The sequence below is a fragment of the Ferrimonas gelatinilytica genome (genome assembly GCF_039544205.1).
GTDB classification, from domain to species: Bacteria; Pseudomonadota; Gammaproteobacteria; order Enterobacterales; family Shewanellaceae; genus Ferrimonas; species Ferrimonas gelatinilytica.
The window spans coordinates 506,834-522,811 of record NZ_BAABLF010000005.1 but is presented as its reverse complement, the minus strand read 5'-3'; the positions used below and the strand labels follow the sequence as shown (position 1 = coordinate 522,811).

The following is a 15,978-nucleotide window of genomic DNA, read 5'->3' as shown; positions in this document are numbered from 1 at the left end:
CTAAACCGGCTGGGCGGTGAACTGTTGCGGCGGTGAGACCAGGCGATCCTGGCTGTCGATCAGCAGCAGCTCACGGCTGTTGCGGCTGTGGGTCAGCTCGAACAGGCCATACATCGCCCCGGCTACATGCTCCAGGGCGACCTTGAGATCCTGGCTCTGCAGGAACTTGGCGAGGAAGAGGGCCGTGGTGGCGTCACCGGAGCCGTTCATTGGTGTGGGGAACCGCAGCAGCGGCGCCGCCACTAACCAGGCTTCTTGCTCACTCACCGCCAGCATCTCGATCTGGTCCGCCGGGCCATCGCTTCGCAACAGGCTGGTGATCAGGACGATTTTTGGCCCTAGGGCGATCAGCTGACGCGCTGCCGCCAGTGCCGAGGGGAGATCCGTCACTTTGCGGCCGGTCAGAAACTCCACCTCGAAATGGTTGGGGGTGAGGATATCCGCATGGCGCACCACGGTATCGCGAAAGTGCTCCGGGACGCCGGGGCGCACGAAGATCCCCCGGTCGATATCCCCGATCACCGGATCGCAACAGTAAAGGGCGTCGGGATTGGCGCTTTTCACTTTGGCCACGGCAGAGAGGATCACGTTGGCCATCTCCGGGGCCCCCATGTAACCGGAGAGCACCGCTTCGCAACTCGGCAGCACGCCGCGCTCCTCGATCCCCTGGATCACCTCCGCCACCGTGTCCGGGGCAAACACCGGCCCGCGCCAGCTGCCATGCCCGGTGTGATTGGAAAACATCACGGTGTGGACCGGCCACACGTTGCAGCCCATCCGCTGCAAAGGGAAGACCGCCGAGGCGTTGCCGGCGTGGCCATAGGCCACGTGGGATTGAATGGAGAGGATATTCATCGGGTTGTCATCACCATCGTTAAGGTTGCGGGCGCACAGCATAAGGGAAGCGTCCGGGGGAGTCACCTGTTGGCGTCGGAGTGACCAGAAGCGGGTTACCTCCTGCCCAGTTAGATTGGCGGAGTTCACAAATCTCGATAGATTCTGCTACATTGCGCGCAACCACAAGCCATCGACACCGGAGATCTCCGTTGAAAATCGTACTCGCTATCCTGATTATTGCTGCCTCTCTGTGGCTCTACCAGCGCAACCTGACCAACAAGAAGCAGGTGGCGCATAACGAAGCCGCTGGCGAAGTCTTCTTACAGGAGAACGCCAGCAGGGAGGGGGTGGAAGTGACCGACTCCGGTTTGCAGTACGAGGTACTGCAAGAGGGGGCGGGCGACGTCTCTCCCAAGGCAACGGATAGGGTAACGGTGCACTACCATGGCACCCTGCTGGATGGCACTGTGTTTGACAGCTCGGTAGAGCGGGGCCAACCGGCGACCTTCGGGTTGAACCAGGTGATCCCCGGGTGGACCGAAGGGGTGCAGACCATGGTGGTGGGGCAGAAGAACCGCTTCTATCTTCCTGCCAAGTTGGCCTATGGCAATCGCGGAGTGGGAAGCATTCCCCCGGGCTCCATGCTCATCTTCGAGGTGGAACTGCTCGACATCGATTGAGCGCCGCCTGAAAGGGTTGGTAAAAACGGCTTGCCTCGGGCAAGCCGTTTTTCGTTGTGCTTATCGACCCGATGAAGAGGGGGAGGGACCGGTTTGCTCTTCCGTCGACCCACCGTTCTCCTCCTGGGCGGGGTAGTGACTGGCGTCCTCCTCGCTCAGATCGTTGGCGTAGCCCTTGGGCGGCGGGGCCCAGGCTCGGGCGTAGTTGGCGTGGCGGTCGCTGCGATCGCGCTTCATCACGGTACTGGCCTGCTGAACCGTGGCCAGGAAGTTGGCCCGGTACGCGGCGTTGGCGCGCCAGTCGTTTCCCTCCTGCCAAAGACGAAAGAGTTCGTCCAGGGTGCCATGTTCATGACGACGAAAGGCACGGATCTGCTGCTCTGCGGTGAAGGGATGGGTACCGAGGGCGACCAATGCCTGGTTGGCGACCTGCAGTGAGCCCTCGAGGGTTTCCCGGGTGATCAGATCCGCACCGGCCTGACGCAGTCGGTAGTAGTGGCCCCGGTCCCAGGCCCGGGCCAGAATGGTCAGGTGAGGGTGGTGTTGCCGACAGTGCTGTACCAGCTCTACCGCCCGCTCCTGATCATCGATGGCCACCACCAGCAGGCGCACCTCATCGATGCCGGCGCTAAACAGCAGGTCGGGCCGGGTCGCATCCCCGTAGTAGGCGGGGATCCCCACGGCGCGCATCGCTTCGATCTGCGTGGGGGAAAGATCCAGTACCACGGGTTGGATGCCACAGGCGGTCAGGGCGCGGCTGACGATCTGGCCGAAGCGTCCCATTCCGGCGATCAGGACCGGGCTGTGATGCTCGATCTGGTCCGCCTCGCGGCTCTCCTGGGCGCTGTAGCGGGGCAGGATAACCCGCTCATAGAGGATGAACAGCAGGGGAGTCAGCAGCATCGACAGGGCCACCACCAGGGACAGCAGCGGCATGAGATCCGGTGGGATCACCGCACTTTGCTCACTGAAGGCGAGCAGCACGAATCCGAACTCTCCCGCCTGGGCCAGCGACAGGCTGAACAGCCAGCGGTCCGCCAACCGGACCTTGAAGATCCCGCTGAGCAGAAGCAGGATCAGCGCTTTGATCAGCATGATCCCCAGGGTCAGGGTCATCACCAGAAGGAACTCGCCAAAGAGCACATCGAAGCGGATCCCGGCCCCCACGGTGATAAAGAAAAGCCCCAGCAGCAGCCCTTTAAAGGGCTCGATATCCGACTCCAGTTCGTGGCGGAACTCGCTGGTGGCCAGCACCACGCCGGCCAGGAAGGTACCCAGGGCGGGGGAGAGCCCCACCAGCGACATCAGGGCGGCGATCCCGATCACCAGCATCAGTGCCGCGGCGGTAAAGATCTCCCGCAACCGGGCGGAGGCGATCATGCGAAACAGTGGTCGTGTCAGGTAGTGCCCCCCCAGGACCACCAGGGCGATCGCCGCGGCGACGACCAGGGCATGACCCCAGCCCGGCAGGTTCGCCACCAGGCTGAGCTCGCTGTGGTGTGCTCCAGGGTCCGCCAGCACCTCGGCGCGGTTTTGCAGCTGTGGCAGCGCCAACAGGGGGATCAGCGCCAGCATCGGTATTACCGCGATATCCTGAAACAGCAGCACGCTGAAACTGGCGCGGCCCCCTTCGGTGCCGCTCAGTCCCTTTTCGCTGAAGGTCTGCAGTACGATGGCGGTGGAGGAGAGGGCGAAGATCAGGCCGATGGCGACCGCCAGGCGCCAATCCAGTCCCAGCCAGTACGCGATGCCGCCGATCACCCCGGTGCTGAGTGTCACCTGGAGCCCACCGAGGCCTAACAGCTTGTTGCGCATCTGCCAGAGCATCTTCGGTTCCAGCTCCAGCCCCACCAGGAACAGCATCATTACCACGCCAAACTCGGCAAAGTGCTGCAGTGTCTGGGTTTCTGAACCGACCAGTCCCAGTAGTGGCCCCAAAACGACGCCAGCGATAAGGTAACCCAGCACCGACCCCAGCCCGAAGCGCTTGGCGAGGGGGACGGCGATTACTGCCGCGATCAGGTAGAGGAAGGCGTAGAGCAGGATCTCAGTCATGGTCGGCCTGTGAGGGTAGCAGCTGGGAAAGTTGGGCGTGGGCATCCGACAGGGTGGCGCTGGATTGCAGTTTGCGCAGGGTGGCCCGGACCCTCTGGATGTGCGGCAGGATACGGTGCTGCTCTGCGGCGGTGCGGGCGTCGAACAGCACCAGGGCGGGCAGGTAGTCCATGTGGCATAGGGTGGCCGTCATCTCGAACGGGCGCATTAGCTGAGCCAGGGTGTAGTGGTTGTAGCCTTCCGCCTGGTACGCCTCGGCCTTGCCGCCGGCACTGATAATATTGAGGAACCACTTGCCCTTGAGCGCGAGACCGCTGCTGCCGTAGGCGAAACCGTACTCCAGAACCAGATCTTGCCACTCCTTGAGAATGGCGGGGGCGGAGTACCAGTAGAGGGGATGGAGAAAAACGATGATGTCGTGTTGGCGCAGCCGCTGCTGCTCCCGGTCAACGTCGATCTCCAGCGTGGGGTATTCCCGGTAGAGATCCACCAGGGTCACCGCGTCCATCTCGGCCAGTGACTGAGCCAGGGCGATGTTCACTTCGGAGCGATGCGGGCTGGGGTGGGCGAGCAGGATAAGGACGGATTTTAGGGCGTTTTCCGACATTGGCTTAAGGGCAGCAATCCATTTGCCCTTAAGCCTAGACCATTATCTTGGTTGGTTTTTTAGTGTGAGCATTCGCAGCGGCGGCAGAGACGGTAGTTTTTCAGATGGGCGATCACCATAAAACCGGTGCCGACGAGAGAGGCCAGGGTTTCGGCATCGTGACCGGCCAGATCATGCAGCCATAGGGCGGCGAAGATCAGTAGCCCCAGCCCGGTCAGGCCGTAGGCCAGTACAGAGAGATCCCGGTGTTTACGGCACCCAAGGAAGAAGGCCAGCCCCGACAGTGGGATCACCACGAACAGCATCATCTCGTGAAAATGACTCTCCTCCAGCAGCAGAGAGGGGACAGCGAGGCCCAGAAGGAGCATCACGGGTACCGCCAGGCAGTGGATCATGCAAATCACGGAGGCGGCGATGGAGAGGGAGTCGAGACGTTTCTGAGTGCGGCTGCTGGTCATGGCTGTGGTGTTTCGGATATCAAAGGGCGAGCTTTATATCACGGTGAGGAGGTCGGCTCAATAGGGGATCGTGTTGAGACTCGTTCGTATTTGTTCGCGGGCGTTCGCGGAGATCCGTTTCTACACTGCTAATGGGCATGAAACAGTCGAGGCAAAGCGATGACACCCCAGGTAAGGAGAAACGTGGCCAGGCTCTGGCTGATGCTGATGGCGGTCTTGCTTTGTCCCCGGGCGTTGGCGGTGGTCGATACCGAGTGGCATAAGAAACTGACGGAAACCGACGCCCGGGTGGAGAAGTTGGAGCAGGAGTGGGCACAGCGGGAGTCGGAGCTGCATCGTCAGCTGGTACAGCAGGAGATCGCGGATAGCAGTACCGAGCTAAGCCGGGATATCGATCGCTTCATCAAAGGCTTGCCCAAATCTGTGGGGCCGGAACAGCATGCTGTAGTGGGCAACCTTCTGCTGGCGCATCAGCGCTTCTTAATTGAGCGTTTGGCCTGGTCCAAGAGGGCGACGCAGCAGGTTTTTCAGCGTTATGAAGCGGCCGAATCGGACCAGGCGCTGATGGTGTGGATCACCTTCGATGCGGTGTTTGAATACATGAACTGGCTGATTGGGGAGATTGCCCGTAACCTGGAGTCCCAGTCCAAATGGCAGGTGACGCCGGACAGTTCGGTCGAAGGCTTTCGCTCCGATGTCAGCCAACTGGCGGGATATCTCTCTTTGACGCTGCGCGCCAGTGCCCACCAGATGTCCATGCTGCAGCGGGAGCTTGTGTCGCAACCGGAGTCGATGAAGTCAGAGTTGGAGTCGCGGATCCAGTCCCACGAACGGATGATAAAAACTGGCGTCGACAGCCTGCGGCAACTGCTTCCAGTGATGGAATCGCTCGGACTGGATACCGGCGACTACAACGAGGTGATATTCAAAACCACCGGTGACTTGGTGGAGGCTCTGAGCAGCTGGAGAGCCGCGCTGACGGTCCTTAAGGGGTTGGGTAACGGTATTTTACGCTGGCTGAACGAAAACCTCGGTGAGGTGTTTTCACGGATCATGGTGTTTGCGATGGTGCTGCTGGCCGCGATCCTTGCGTCGCGCCTGGTGCGCAAAATGGTGTCCAAGGCGGTCCACCACGAGCGAAGCAAACTGAGCACCCTGGTACGGGAGTTTTTGGTGGGGATCACCGGTCGGGTGGTGATGGTGATAGGGGTCCTCTGGGCCTTGGCCCAGGTGGGGTTAGACCTGGCACCGTTGCTGGCGGGTTTGGGCGTTGCGGGCTTAGTTGTGGGCTTTGCGCTGCAGGATACCCTGTCTAACTTTGCCTCCGGGATGATGATTCTGATCTACCGGCCTTTCGATGTGGGGGACTATGTTGAGGCCGGCGGAGTCGCGGGCAAGGTATTCCATATGAGCCTGGTCAACACCACAATTAAAACCTTCGACAACCAGGTTTTCATGGTACCCAACGCCAAGATCTGGGGCGATACCATAAAGAACATTACCGCCGAACGGTTACGGCGGGTGGATATGGAGTTTGGTATCTCTTACGAGGATGACATTAACCATGCCGAGCGGTTGCTGGAGTCCATCGTCACTGAGCATCCCGCGGTACTGCCAACGCCGGCGCACACCATCAAGTTGCACCGGCTTGGGGAGTCTTCGGTGGATTTTATCGTCCGTCCCTGGGTGCGTACCGACGACTACTGGGACGTTTACTGGGATATCACCCGGGCGGTAAAAGCCCGCTTCGACGAGGAGGGGATCTCCATCCCCTATCCGCAGCGACAGGTGCATATGAGTCCAACGCCGGAGGTCAGAACGCCGCCGCCCGAACTACCCTCCAGTGACGATGCGACGCCCTGAACGGGACATGGCTTTGCGTCGTTCAGGGCACCAGCTTACGGACCAGCGGAATACGGCTTAGCAGCGCCGTTAATGCCCAGGCCACTAGCAGGGTCACCAGAGTGATCAGCGGGATCGCCAGGGCAGGGTGGCCAAAGGCATCGTAATGGCGCTCTATCGCGGTCCGTACCGGGATAAGCAACATCGGATGGAGCAGGTAGATCCCAAGACTGTAGGTAGAGAGCGAGGTGACCCAGCGGCGAAGCCGCGGACCGACCGCTTCGGCGTAGCGCTGTGCCAGGAGGAAGATCATGGCGCCAATCAGTACCGTATTGAGTGTCTTGTAGCCCATAAACAGGGCGTTGTAGCTTCCTTTCTCGGCCGTCAACAGATAGCTGCCCACCCAGTTGATCGCCAGTGCGGCGACCCCCAGCCCTATCCAGTAGCGCCACTGTGCCCGAGTATCGTGATTAAACAGGTACCAGCCCAGCACCAGGTAACCACTGTAAAGGATCAGGTTTTGACTCAGCGGTGTGGGCACCTTTAGCAGGTGCATCAGCGTCAGGGTCAGCCAGGCGACCACCAGGAGTTTGACCTGCTCCTCAGACATCGCCTTGAGCAGCGGTGCCAGCAGCGGGATCACGAAGTAGAGCGGGATAAAATCGTAGAAGAACCAGAGATGATACCAGGCCGGATCCGTGTTCAGTGCGATCAGGGCAGTGAGACCTGCCTGGGGGCCCTCCAGCAGCGAGGTGGCGGCGAGGTAGATCAGGGTCCAGCCGACGAACGGGACCACCACCTTACCCAGCCGGCGCTGCAGGTAGTATTGGGCATCGAAGGGTTTACTGCTGGAAAGGAGCAGTGCTCCGCTGATCATCATGAAGAGCGGCACTGCCCAGCGGGCGGAGGCGTTGATCGCCACGGCACTGAACCAGGCATCGAGAGGGATCTCGCCGTACATTTGGCGAAAGGGACCCAAAACGTGGATCGCGATGACGGCGATGGCCGCAACCGCACGAAGCAGGTGAAGGTAGAAGATCTCTTGTCGTGGGGCGCTCATGGGCAATCCGGTAGGAACAGGTACGGGTTAATGCTATCGCTTGAAAGCGGAAATTGCTAAGCGCCAGTGAGGCATGTGAGGGCTGGATCCCGGTAGATTGCTGGTGTCTCTTATAGGGTCACAGCCCATTGCCCACTCACTGCATATGTCGCTGATGCGGTTTTACTGACCAACCCTGCTCTGGCGAGCAAAGCAGGGCGATGCTCTAGCCTGCAGACGAGAACGGCGACAACAGTTTGATAACATGCCGAAAAATCTGGATGATAGTGCTCTGGAGACAAGGACGGCTCCGGCATACACAGGACTATTGTTATGGCATCGTATATACGACTCACGCTTCTTATCGTCCTACTCGGGTCGCTCTTTCCAGTCACGCTCAGTGCAGAGCCGCGCCAGCCCCTGCCGGTGGAAGCCTACGGAAGATTGCCAGATATGAGTCGGGTCAAGCTCTCTCCGGATGGTCGCTACCTTTCGATGCTTCGCAACATCGACGGTTACCTTGTGCTGACCGTCAGCGACCTGGTGAATGGGAAGACTCAGGGGCTGATTAAGGCCGATAACCTGGAGATCACCTTGAACTGGTATGAATGGGCCAATAACAGCACCTTGTTGTTTGGAGTCGGCAACACCAAGTGGCAACGAGGCGTAAAATACACCCATACCCAAATGTTTAAGATGACGCTGGGTGAGGACCGTGAACCGAAATTGGCAGTGCGGCTGAAGTCTGCCAACGGGTACGTGCCGCAATTCCTCGATCGGGTTATCCATTTTTTGCCGGAAGAACCCAACCACGTCCTGATCTCTGCCGACATCGATACCCCCGGTTCGCCTTCTGTCTATAAGGTCAACGTGATGCGGGGGACGTACCGCCGGGTTTATCGTGCTCGCAGCGATATCTACCACTGGGTTACCGATCGGCAGGCCAGGGTAAGAATCGGTCTTGGGCTGGATGATACCCGCATCTTTTACCGGCTGATGGATATCGAAGGGGAATTTATTCGTAATATTTGGGACTATGAGATCTTTGAAGCCCCGGATATCCACGTGCTTGGGTTCGACCTTGACCCCAACATCCTCTACATCAGGGCGGATTCTGAGGGGCGCTACGGCATCTTCAGGGTGGATCTCAGGGATCCGCTTCTTAAACGGGAACTGTTGCTTGCCCATGATACCTACGACGTGGGTGGGGGATTGATCTACTCGCCGAAGAGTGGCAAAGCGGTGGGCTTGAGTGATGGCTCGGTGTATTGGGATGAGGCTTACCTTAAGTTGCAAACCGCGCTGGACAGTGCGCTGCCTGAAGCCAAAAACCGCATTATCAGTATCAGCGATGACCTCAACCATTACGTGCTCTACACCGAATCTCCCTCCTTCACTGGTGATTACCTCTTGGGGAACCGTAAAGCGGGTACTCTGGATTATCTGGGCAGCCGCTATCCCCAGGTGGATGAAAGCCGATACGCTGGCAAGGAAACACTTCGGTTCAAAGCACGGGATGGACTCGAAATAGAAGGATTTTTGACTCGCCCTAAGGGCGATGAACATCCCCATCCACTGGCTACCATTATCCTGCCCCATGGTGGCCCGATGAGCGTTGATATTGCCGACTTTGACTACTGGAGTGAGTGGTTTGCGAATCGCGGCTATGCGGTCTTCCAGCCGAACTTCCGCGGCTCTGCGGGGTATGGTTATGAGTTCGCTATGCAATCCATTGGCGATTGGGGAGGTGCGATGCAGCATGACCTGGAGGATGCGGCCCAATTCCTGGTTGAGCGGGGAACCAGCGATCCTCAGCGTATCTGTATCGCCGGTGCGAGTTATGGTGGCTATGCCGCTCTGATGGCGGCAGTCAGCCAGGCCGATACCTTTAAGTGTGCAGCCAGCTTTGCCGGGGTCAGTGATCTTCCCGGGATGATGAGAAACCGCCGTCAATTTACCAATTACGATGTGTTCGAGCGACAGATGGGCAGCGACCGGGATGAGTGGATCAAGCGGTCACCATTGAGGCACGCAGACCGCATCACTATCCCGGTACTGCTGATCCACGGTAGCGACGATAAGATCGTTCCCGTGGCGCAAAGCCGTGAGATGGCAGATGCCCTTCGGTCCGAAAATAAGCCTGTTACCTACATCGAATTGGAGCATGGGGATCACAATCTGAGTGCAGAGGCCCACCGATTACAGACACTGGAGGCGATGGCCCGATTTTTTGACCAGCACTTGATGCTGTAGTAACGGCGCGCCAAGCAACCGTTGCGGACCTGCTCCTTTAAAGCGCAGAGTGAGGGACGCTGCTGGTGCGCACCGTGGGGATGTACACGTAAGGCTCGGAAGCCTATGTTCTGAGCCCTTCTCAGGGAGTGCCTCTGCGGCAACCGGTGCAAAGCTGGAAGAGTGCTGCGTCTGCATTGATCCCAGGCAGAAAGCAAAAAAAAGCCGCCCCGGTTAGGAGACGGCAAGATGACCCAGTCAGGCAAAGAAGACAGAGATGTCAGAACTCAAAAAGGCAAGGGTTCGTTTGCAGGGAAGCTTGCTTACTGGGTCAGACGCCTAAGGCCCGGTAGAGTTCATCGTCGGTTTCAACAAAAGTTGCAAGTGTGATGCATGTCACACCTTGAGTGTTCGAGGCCCGGGTCGAGGAAGAAACCAAGAGCGCTGGCCCGGGAGTCCACTTGGGCCTGGCGGTTAACCTTTGCTGGTTAAGGAGGGCTGCCCTTACGCCGTTGGCGGAACTCGTCATAGAGGGTATGAGCGACCAGGGTCCACAACACCAGGGTGCCGCCGGCAATGTCGTTATCCGAGGGACGCTCGCCAAGGGCCAGGAAGACAAACAGTGGCCCAAGCAGTATCTCCAACAGCAGGATCAGGCCGGTCTGGGCGGCGGGGAGATATTTTGGGGCCCGAGCGATGCAAAGCCCGGAGCCGGGCACCACCAAAACACCCAGGATCAGCATCAGGAGCAGGTGAGTGCCCGAGAGGGCGGTCGGATCGGCCCCTTTGAAGAGCGCAAACAGCGCGGTAAAGACTCCCGCCATCATCAGAGTCTTGGCACCGTTCTCTCCCTTGGCAGCCCGCATCACTACCAGGTAGCAGGCGGTTCCCAGGGCGGCCCCAAGGGCATAAAGGTCGCCTTGAATCTCACTGGCTTTCGGGGCGTATTCGAAAATTAAGCCGACGCCGCAGGTGGCGACCACAATCGCCGCCAGAGTGTGCAGTTGCAGGGATTCACGCAGAAACAGCAGGGCGATGAGGGCGGCAAAAAAGGGTGCAGTGTTGATGATCACCAAAGCGCTGGTGACCTGGGTGTGGCTGAGCGCCAGCACAAACAGCACGGTGGAGCAGGCGAAGGCGGCGCCGCCCAGTAAGGGCTGAAGCGAGGATGGGCGGTCACGGGAAGGGGCGGGGGGGTGAAAGTGTCGGGTCAGGGCATTGACCAGCATTAGGGTAAGGCTCAATAGGGTGCCGCGCCAGAACAGCAGGTCCCACGGGGAGGCCTGGATCAGCCTGACCAGCAAGCTGTCGAAGCTGAGGATGGTGACGCCGGCCAGCGCCAGTAAGATCCCCTTTCTTGTGCTGTCCATTATCTTCGCCTCGTTTCAATTGAGCTTAAGCCGCCGGGTTAGCTCCCGCGATCCGGGTTGACCATGGATCTTTCAACAACATCGGGGGCGACGCTTGCCCCGTGGTCCTCTTGGAGGTTTTTCTAAAGGCCACAATACAGTAGACTCTGTACCCTTTGTCAGCCCCAGCTTTGAGCAGTGCGAAGCAGCGGTGCGGGTGTCGGCGCCGGCCTTTTCGGGTCGGGATTGCGCAACACCCTGCTGGTTTTGCCGCACCGCCCGGGTAGAATTGACGGATCACAACAGTCGGACCGGTACCGAGAAATATACAGATGCAGCAATTAGCAGATATCGTTGCTCAGGCGTTGGCGGCCATTGAGGCCAGCCACGATCTGAAACAATTGGATGAGCTTAGGGTAAATTACCTGGGCAAGAAGGGTGAGATCACCGCCCTGATGAAATCACTGGGTCAGCTCTCTGCGGAGGAGCGTCCTGCCGCGGGTCAAAAGATCAACGCGGGCAAGCAGCAGGTGCAGCAAGCCCTCAATGCCCGCATCGAAGGGCTGCAGACCGAAGCGCTGAACGCCAAGCTGGCGGCGGAGTCCATCGATGTGACGCTGCCCGGGCGCAAGCTGGCCAGCGGCGGTATGCACCCGGTGAGCCGCACCATCGAGCGTATCGAAGCTTTCTTTGCCGACCTGGGCTTTGAAGTGGCCAACGGGCCGGAGATTGAGGACAGTTTCCACAACTTCGATGCCCTCAATATCCCGGCGCACCATCCGGCTCGTACCGATCATGACACCTTCTTCTTCAACCCGGCGCTGATGCTGCGTACCCACACCAGTGGTGTCCAGATCCGCACTATGGAGAAGCAGCAGCCACCGATCCGGATCATCTGTCCCGGTCGCGTTTACCGTAACGATTACGATCAAACCCACACGCCGATGTTCCATCAGGTGGAGGGACTGCTGGTGGCCGAGAAGGTCTCCTTTGCCGAGCTCAAGGGCGTGCTGTACGACTTCCTGCGCAACTTCTTCGAAGAGGACCTGGAAGTACGTTTCCGCCCCTCCTACTTCCCCTTCACCGAGCCCTCTGCCGAGGTGGATGTTCGCCGCAAAGGCGACAAGTGGCTGGAGGTACTGGGTTGCGGCATGGTGCACCCCAAGGTGCTGGAGTCCGTGGGCATTGATCCGGAGAAGTACACCGGCTTTGCCTTCGGCATGGGCGTTGAGCGCCTGACCATGTTGCGCTACGGCGTCAACGATCTGCGTGCGTTCTTCGAGAACGATCTGCGCTTCCTGAAGCAGTTCCAGTAAGAGGAAAGAGGGAAAATGAAATTCAGCGAATCCTGGTTGCGTGAGTGGGTAAACCCGGCGATCAGCACTCTGGAACTGTCCGAGCAGATCTCCATGGCGGGCCTGGAAGTGGACGGTATCGAGCCGGTGGCCGCCACTTTCAGTGGCGTTGTGGTGGGTGAAGTGGTCGAATGTGGCCCCCACCCGGATGCGGATAAACTGCAGGTGACCAAGGTCAATGTCGGTGGCGATGCGCTGCTGGACATCGTTTGCGGCGCCAAGAACTGCCGCCTGGGTCTGAAGGTCGCCTGTGCGACCGTGGGTGCCGAGCTGCCCGGTGGCTTCAAGATCAAGAAAGCCAAGCTGCGTGGCCAACCCTCCCACGGCATGCTCTGCTCCTTCACCGAGCTGGGTATCGACGTTGAGTCCGATGGCATCATTGAGTTGCCGGCTGACGCACCTGTTGGCACCGACATCCGTGACTACCTGAAGCTGGACGACCGGCAGATCGAGATCGACCTGACCCCCAACCGCGCCGATTGTCTCGGCCTGGTGGGCGTGGCACGGGAAGTGGGTGTGCTCAACAGCTGCGACGTCACCGAACCGGAAGTGGCTCCGGTCGCACCGGTGATCGATGATGTGGTTGGGATCCGGGTTGATGCTCCCGAGCACTGTCCCCGTTATCTGGGCCGGGTGATCAAGAACATCAATGTTAAGGCTGAGACTCCGCTGTGGCTGCAGGAGAAGCTGCGTCGCGGTGGGATCCGTTCTATCGATCCCGTGGTGGATGTCACCAACTTCCTGCTGCTGGAGTATGGCCAGCCGATGCACGCGTTTGACCGTGCCCAGCTTCAGGGTGATATCCAGGTCCGTCTGGCCAGGGCCGGTGAAAGCCTGACCCTGCTGGATGGTAACCAGGTGGAGCCTCGCGAAGACACCCTGTTGATCGCCGATGATAAGGGCCCGCTGGCCCTGGCGGGGATCTTCGGTGGTGAGCACAGCGGTGTCACCGAGGCGACCACCGATGTGGTGCTGGAGTGTGCCTTCTTCAACCCGCTCTCCATCATTGGTAAAGCACGCTCTTACGGTCTGCATACCGACTCCTCCCACCGCTTCGAGCGCGGCGTCGACAGCCAACTGCAAGCCAAGGCGATGGAGCGGGCGACGGCACTGCTGATCGCCATCTGCGGCGGTGAAGCGGGTCCCGTGGTCGAGGTGAAATCGGACCAACACCTGCCCAAGGCGGCCACCATCACCCTGCGCCGCGAAAAGCTGGACCGCCTGCTGGGCCACCATATCGATGACGCCACGGTGCACAACATCCTGGTGCGTCTGGGCTGTGACGTGACCACGGTGACCGATGGCTGGCAGGCGACCGCACCAAGCTGGCGTTTTGACATGGCCATCGAGCAGGACCTGATCGAGGAAGTGGCCCGGATCTACGGCTACAACAACATCCCCAACCTCGCTCCGGTTGCTGCGCTGACCATGACGGACCACCGTGAAGCGGTCCTGCCGGTGAAGCGTGTTCGCAGCCTGCTGGTGGATCGTGGCTTCCAGGAAGCGATCACCTACAGCTTCGTGGATCCCAAGTTGCAGGCCCGTCTGCACCCGGACGTGGCGCCGATGGTCCTGCCCAACCCCATCTCCTCCGAGATGTCCGCCATGCGCCTATCGCTGCTCACCGGGCTGTTGGGTGCGGTGGCCTATAATCAGGCCCGTCAGCAGGGGCGTGTCCGCCTGTTTGAGTCCGGCCTGCGTTTCATCCCTGATGAGCAGGCTGAGAATGGTGTACGCCAGGAGGGGATGTTGGCAGCGGTGATTGCCGGTACCCAGAGTGATGAGCACTGGGACATGGCGGCTAACAGCGTGGATTTCTTCGATCTCAAGGGCGATCTCGAAGCGGTACTGGCGTTGACCAATGACCCGCACGCCTTCTCTTTCCGTCCAGCGGCCAACCCCGCACTGCACCCTGGCCAAAGCGCCGAGATTGTCAAAGGCGACAAGGTGGTCGGTTACATCGGTGCGATTCACCCGCAGCACGAGAAGAAGCTCGGCCTGAATGGTCGCACCATCGTGTTTGAGCTCGAGCTGGCGGCGATCGAACAGCGTGTGCTGCCCAAGGCGCAACCGGTATCCAAGTTTCCCGCTAACCGTCGGGATATCGCGGTGGTGGTGGCCGACAGCGTCAACGCTGGGGATGTTAAGAATCTGATAAGAAAAGTTGGCTCAAATCAGTTGGTTGCCGTAAACTTGTTCGATGTATATCGCGGTAAAGGTGTGGAAGAGGGGCATAAGAGCCTCGCCATCGCCTTAACCTTGCAGGACGTTGAGCGCACTCTGGAAGAGAAAGAGATCGCTCAGGCGGTCGAGAAGATTGTCAACGCCCTGCAATCAGAGTTCAACGCACAGTTGAGGGACTGAACATTATGGCGCTGACCAAAGCCGACATGGCAGAGCGACTTGTGGACTCCTTTGGCCTGCATAAGCGGGATGCCAAAGATATGGTGGAGATCTTCTTCGAGGAGATCCGCCAAGCGCTGGAAAACGGCGAGCAGGTAAAGCTGTCAGGTTTTGGAAACTTCGAGTTGCGGGAAAAGAATCAACGTCCCGGACGCAATCCGAAAACCGGGGAAGATATCCCCATCAGTGCGCGTCGGGTCGTGACTTTCCGGCCGGGCCAGAAACTCAAGGCGCGGATCGAGGAGTCAGAGCATCTCACCGAGCACCTGGATGACGCGCAGTAGTGTGATCCCAGAAACGAAAAAACGCTGCCATCGGCAGCGTTTTTTTATGCTCGGGGCAGTTCCCTCTATGGTTTGGTCATCGACAGGTCAGTGCGCAGACGGTAGAGGTCGTAGCGACTGTCACTGAAGTGGCTGCTCCAGCTCTCTATCAACTTCTGTGCCCGGCTCTCTGATGAGAGGTGTTGTTTCAGGGCTTCGAAAAAGCTGGTTTGTGGGGATTCCATGGCCGCATAGTTGGGGAAAGGGGTCACCAGCGAGAGGGTGTTATCCCCGGCCTCCTGCCAGCTCCAGGACCAGAAGTAGGGCCACTTCATCTCCTTGGCGTGATCGCTGATGGTCGCGAGATCGCTACGGGTCGAGGCGGCATGGCCGGCCTTGACCTTCATTTGGCTGACGCCGAAATACTGGTATTCGCTGTCATCTTCCGGCCAGTGACTGTTGACCATATCCAGGCGGCTGAAATTATGGGATGCATGGGCCACCAAGGGTTTAACATGGTCGTTCCAATGATCCGTAGTGCGATTATCCTGGCCCCACTGACGGTATTGGTCCATCTCCGCCCATTTGAAGCAGCAGCTGCGGATAATATAGGTATTGAGGTTCTCACCCAGGACCTGGACGTACACCTTCCACTGGCGAGGATCGCCCTTGCCCTGGCGGTAGTTGAGATGTTTCTTGAGTGCCTCTTCGAACGTCTTTTGCTCGCCGGCTTTGGGCGTGACCATCCAGTGGTCAGCCAGCGTATCTTCGGCATGAAGGACGGCGCTGAATGCCATCACAAGGGGCAGGGTGACCCAGACTAGTTTGCGGGCGATGGAGCGACAGAAAAGATTCATG

Annotated in this window: 13 protein-coding genes; 6 read left to right on the top strand and 7 right to left on the bottom strand. The window is 59.3% G+C overall.

The window, feature by feature from the left end:
* The gene (gene pdxY, locus ABD997_RS04775; RefSeq protein WP_345315861.1) at positions 1-897 is read right to left on the bottom strand and encodes a pyridoxal kinase PdxY; all 897 of its coding nucleotides are present in this window, start codon (positions 895-897) and stop codon (positions 1-3) included.
* A 149-nt stretch (positions 898-1,046) separates the two neighbouring features.
* Between pdxY and bamJ the strand changes: the two genes are divergently transcribed.
* Entirely contained in the window at positions 1,047-1,517 is a 471-nt protein-coding gene (gene bamJ, locus ABD997_RS04770) for a BamJ family beta-barrel-assembly machinery protein (RefSeq protein ID WP_345315860.1), read from the top strand.
* A gap of 60 nt (positions 1,518-1,577) precedes the next feature.
* Here bamJ and ABD997_RS04765 read toward each other — a convergent pair whose 3' ends face one another.
* Genes ABD997_RS04765 through ABD997_RS04755 form a run of 3 tightly spaced genes read right to left on the bottom strand, consistent with a single transcriptional unit; the run spans position 1,578 to position 4,637 of the window.
* Positions 1,578-3,572 (bottom strand): monovalent cation:proton antiporter-2 (CPA2) family protein, encoded by a 1,995-nt coding sequence (locus ABD997_RS04765; protein ID WP_345315859.1) that lies wholly within the window; start codon positions 3,570-3,572, stop codon positions 1,578-1,580.
* On the bottom strand, positions 3,565-4,179 hold the full coding sequence (locus ABD997_RS04760; protein ID WP_345315858.1) for an NAD(P)H-dependent oxidoreductase: 615 nt from the start codon (positions 4,177-4,179) through the stop codon (positions 3,565-3,567). The genes ABD997_RS04765 and ABD997_RS04760 overlap by 8 nt, the downstream gene beginning before the upstream one ends.
* 59 nt (positions 4,180-4,238) lie before the next feature.
* On the bottom strand, positions 4,239-4,637 hold the full coding sequence (locus ABD997_RS04755) for a MerC domain-containing protein (RefSeq protein ID WP_345315857.1): 399 nt from the start codon (positions 4,635-4,637) through the stop codon (positions 4,239-4,241).
* 183 nt (positions 4,638-4,820) lie between these two features.
* On the opposite strand from ABD997_RS04755, the gene ABD997_RS04750 reads away from it, so the two are divergent.
* The gene (locus tag ABD997_RS04750; protein WP_345315856.1) at positions 4,821-6,500 is read left to right on the top strand and encodes a mechanosensitive ion channel family protein; all 1,680 of its coding nucleotides are present in this window, start codon (positions 4,821-4,823) and stop codon (positions 6,498-6,500) included.
* Positions 6,501-6,522: 22 nt separating this feature from the next.
* Here the strand turns inward: ABD997_RS04750 and ABD997_RS04745 are convergent, their stop codons facing one another.
* Entirely contained in the window at positions 6,523-7,539 is a 1,017-nt protein-coding gene (locus tag ABD997_RS04745; protein WP_345315855.1) for an acyltransferase, read from the bottom strand.
* A gap of 312 nt (positions 7,540-7,851) precedes the next feature.
* On the opposite strand from ABD997_RS04745, the gene ABD997_RS04740 reads away from it, so the two are divergent.
* Positions 7,852-9,771: an alpha/beta hydrolase family protein gene (locus ABD997_RS04740; RefSeq protein WP_345315854.1), complete on the top strand. Its 1,920-nt coding sequence runs from the start codon at positions 7,852-7,854 to the stop codon at positions 9,769-9,771.
* 467 nt (positions 9,772-10,238) lie between these two features.
* On the opposite strand, the gene ABD997_RS04735 is transcribed toward ABD997_RS04740, so the two are convergent.
* Positions 10,239-11,120: a DMT family transporter gene (locus tag ABD997_RS04735; RefSeq protein WP_345315853.1), complete on the bottom strand. Its 882-nt coding sequence runs from the start codon at positions 11,118-11,120 to the stop codon at positions 10,239-10,241.
* A 311-nt stretch (positions 11,121-11,431) separates the two neighbouring features.
* Between ABD997_RS04735 and pheS the strand changes: the two genes are divergently transcribed.
* Genes pheS through ABD997_RS04720 form a run of 3 tightly spaced genes read left to right on the top strand, consistent with a single transcriptional unit; the run spans position 11,432 to position 15,141 of the window.
* Complete coding sequence (gene pheS, locus ABD997_RS04730) at positions 11,432-12,415, top strand: phenylalanine--tRNA ligase subunit alpha (protein WP_345315852.1); 984 nt, start codon at positions 11,432-11,434, stop codon at positions 12,413-12,415.
* Positions 12,416-12,430: 15 nt separating this feature from the next.
* Positions 12,431-14,818 carry a phenylalanine--tRNA ligase subunit beta gene (gene pheT / locus ABD997_RS04725; protein ID WP_345315851.1) on the top strand — a complete coding sequence of 796 codons (2,388 nt, stop codon included), beginning with the start codon at positions 12,431-12,433 and terminating at the stop codon, positions 14,816-14,818.
* Between the two features lie 5 nt (positions 14,819-14,823).
* A complete protein-coding gene (locus ABD997_RS04720) occupies positions 14,824-15,141 on the top strand; it encodes an integration host factor subunit alpha (RefSeq protein WP_345315850.1) in 318 nt (105 codons plus the stop codon).
* A 65-nt stretch (positions 15,142-15,206) separates the two neighbouring features.
* Here the strand turns inward: ABD997_RS04720 and ABD997_RS04715 are convergent, their stop codons facing one another.
* The gene (locus ABD997_RS04715; protein ID WP_345315849.1) at positions 15,207-15,977 is read right to left on the bottom strand and encodes a hypothetical protein; all 771 of its coding nucleotides are present in this window, start codon (positions 15,975-15,977) and stop codon (positions 15,207-15,209) included.
* Position 15,978: the final 1 nt, after the last annotated feature.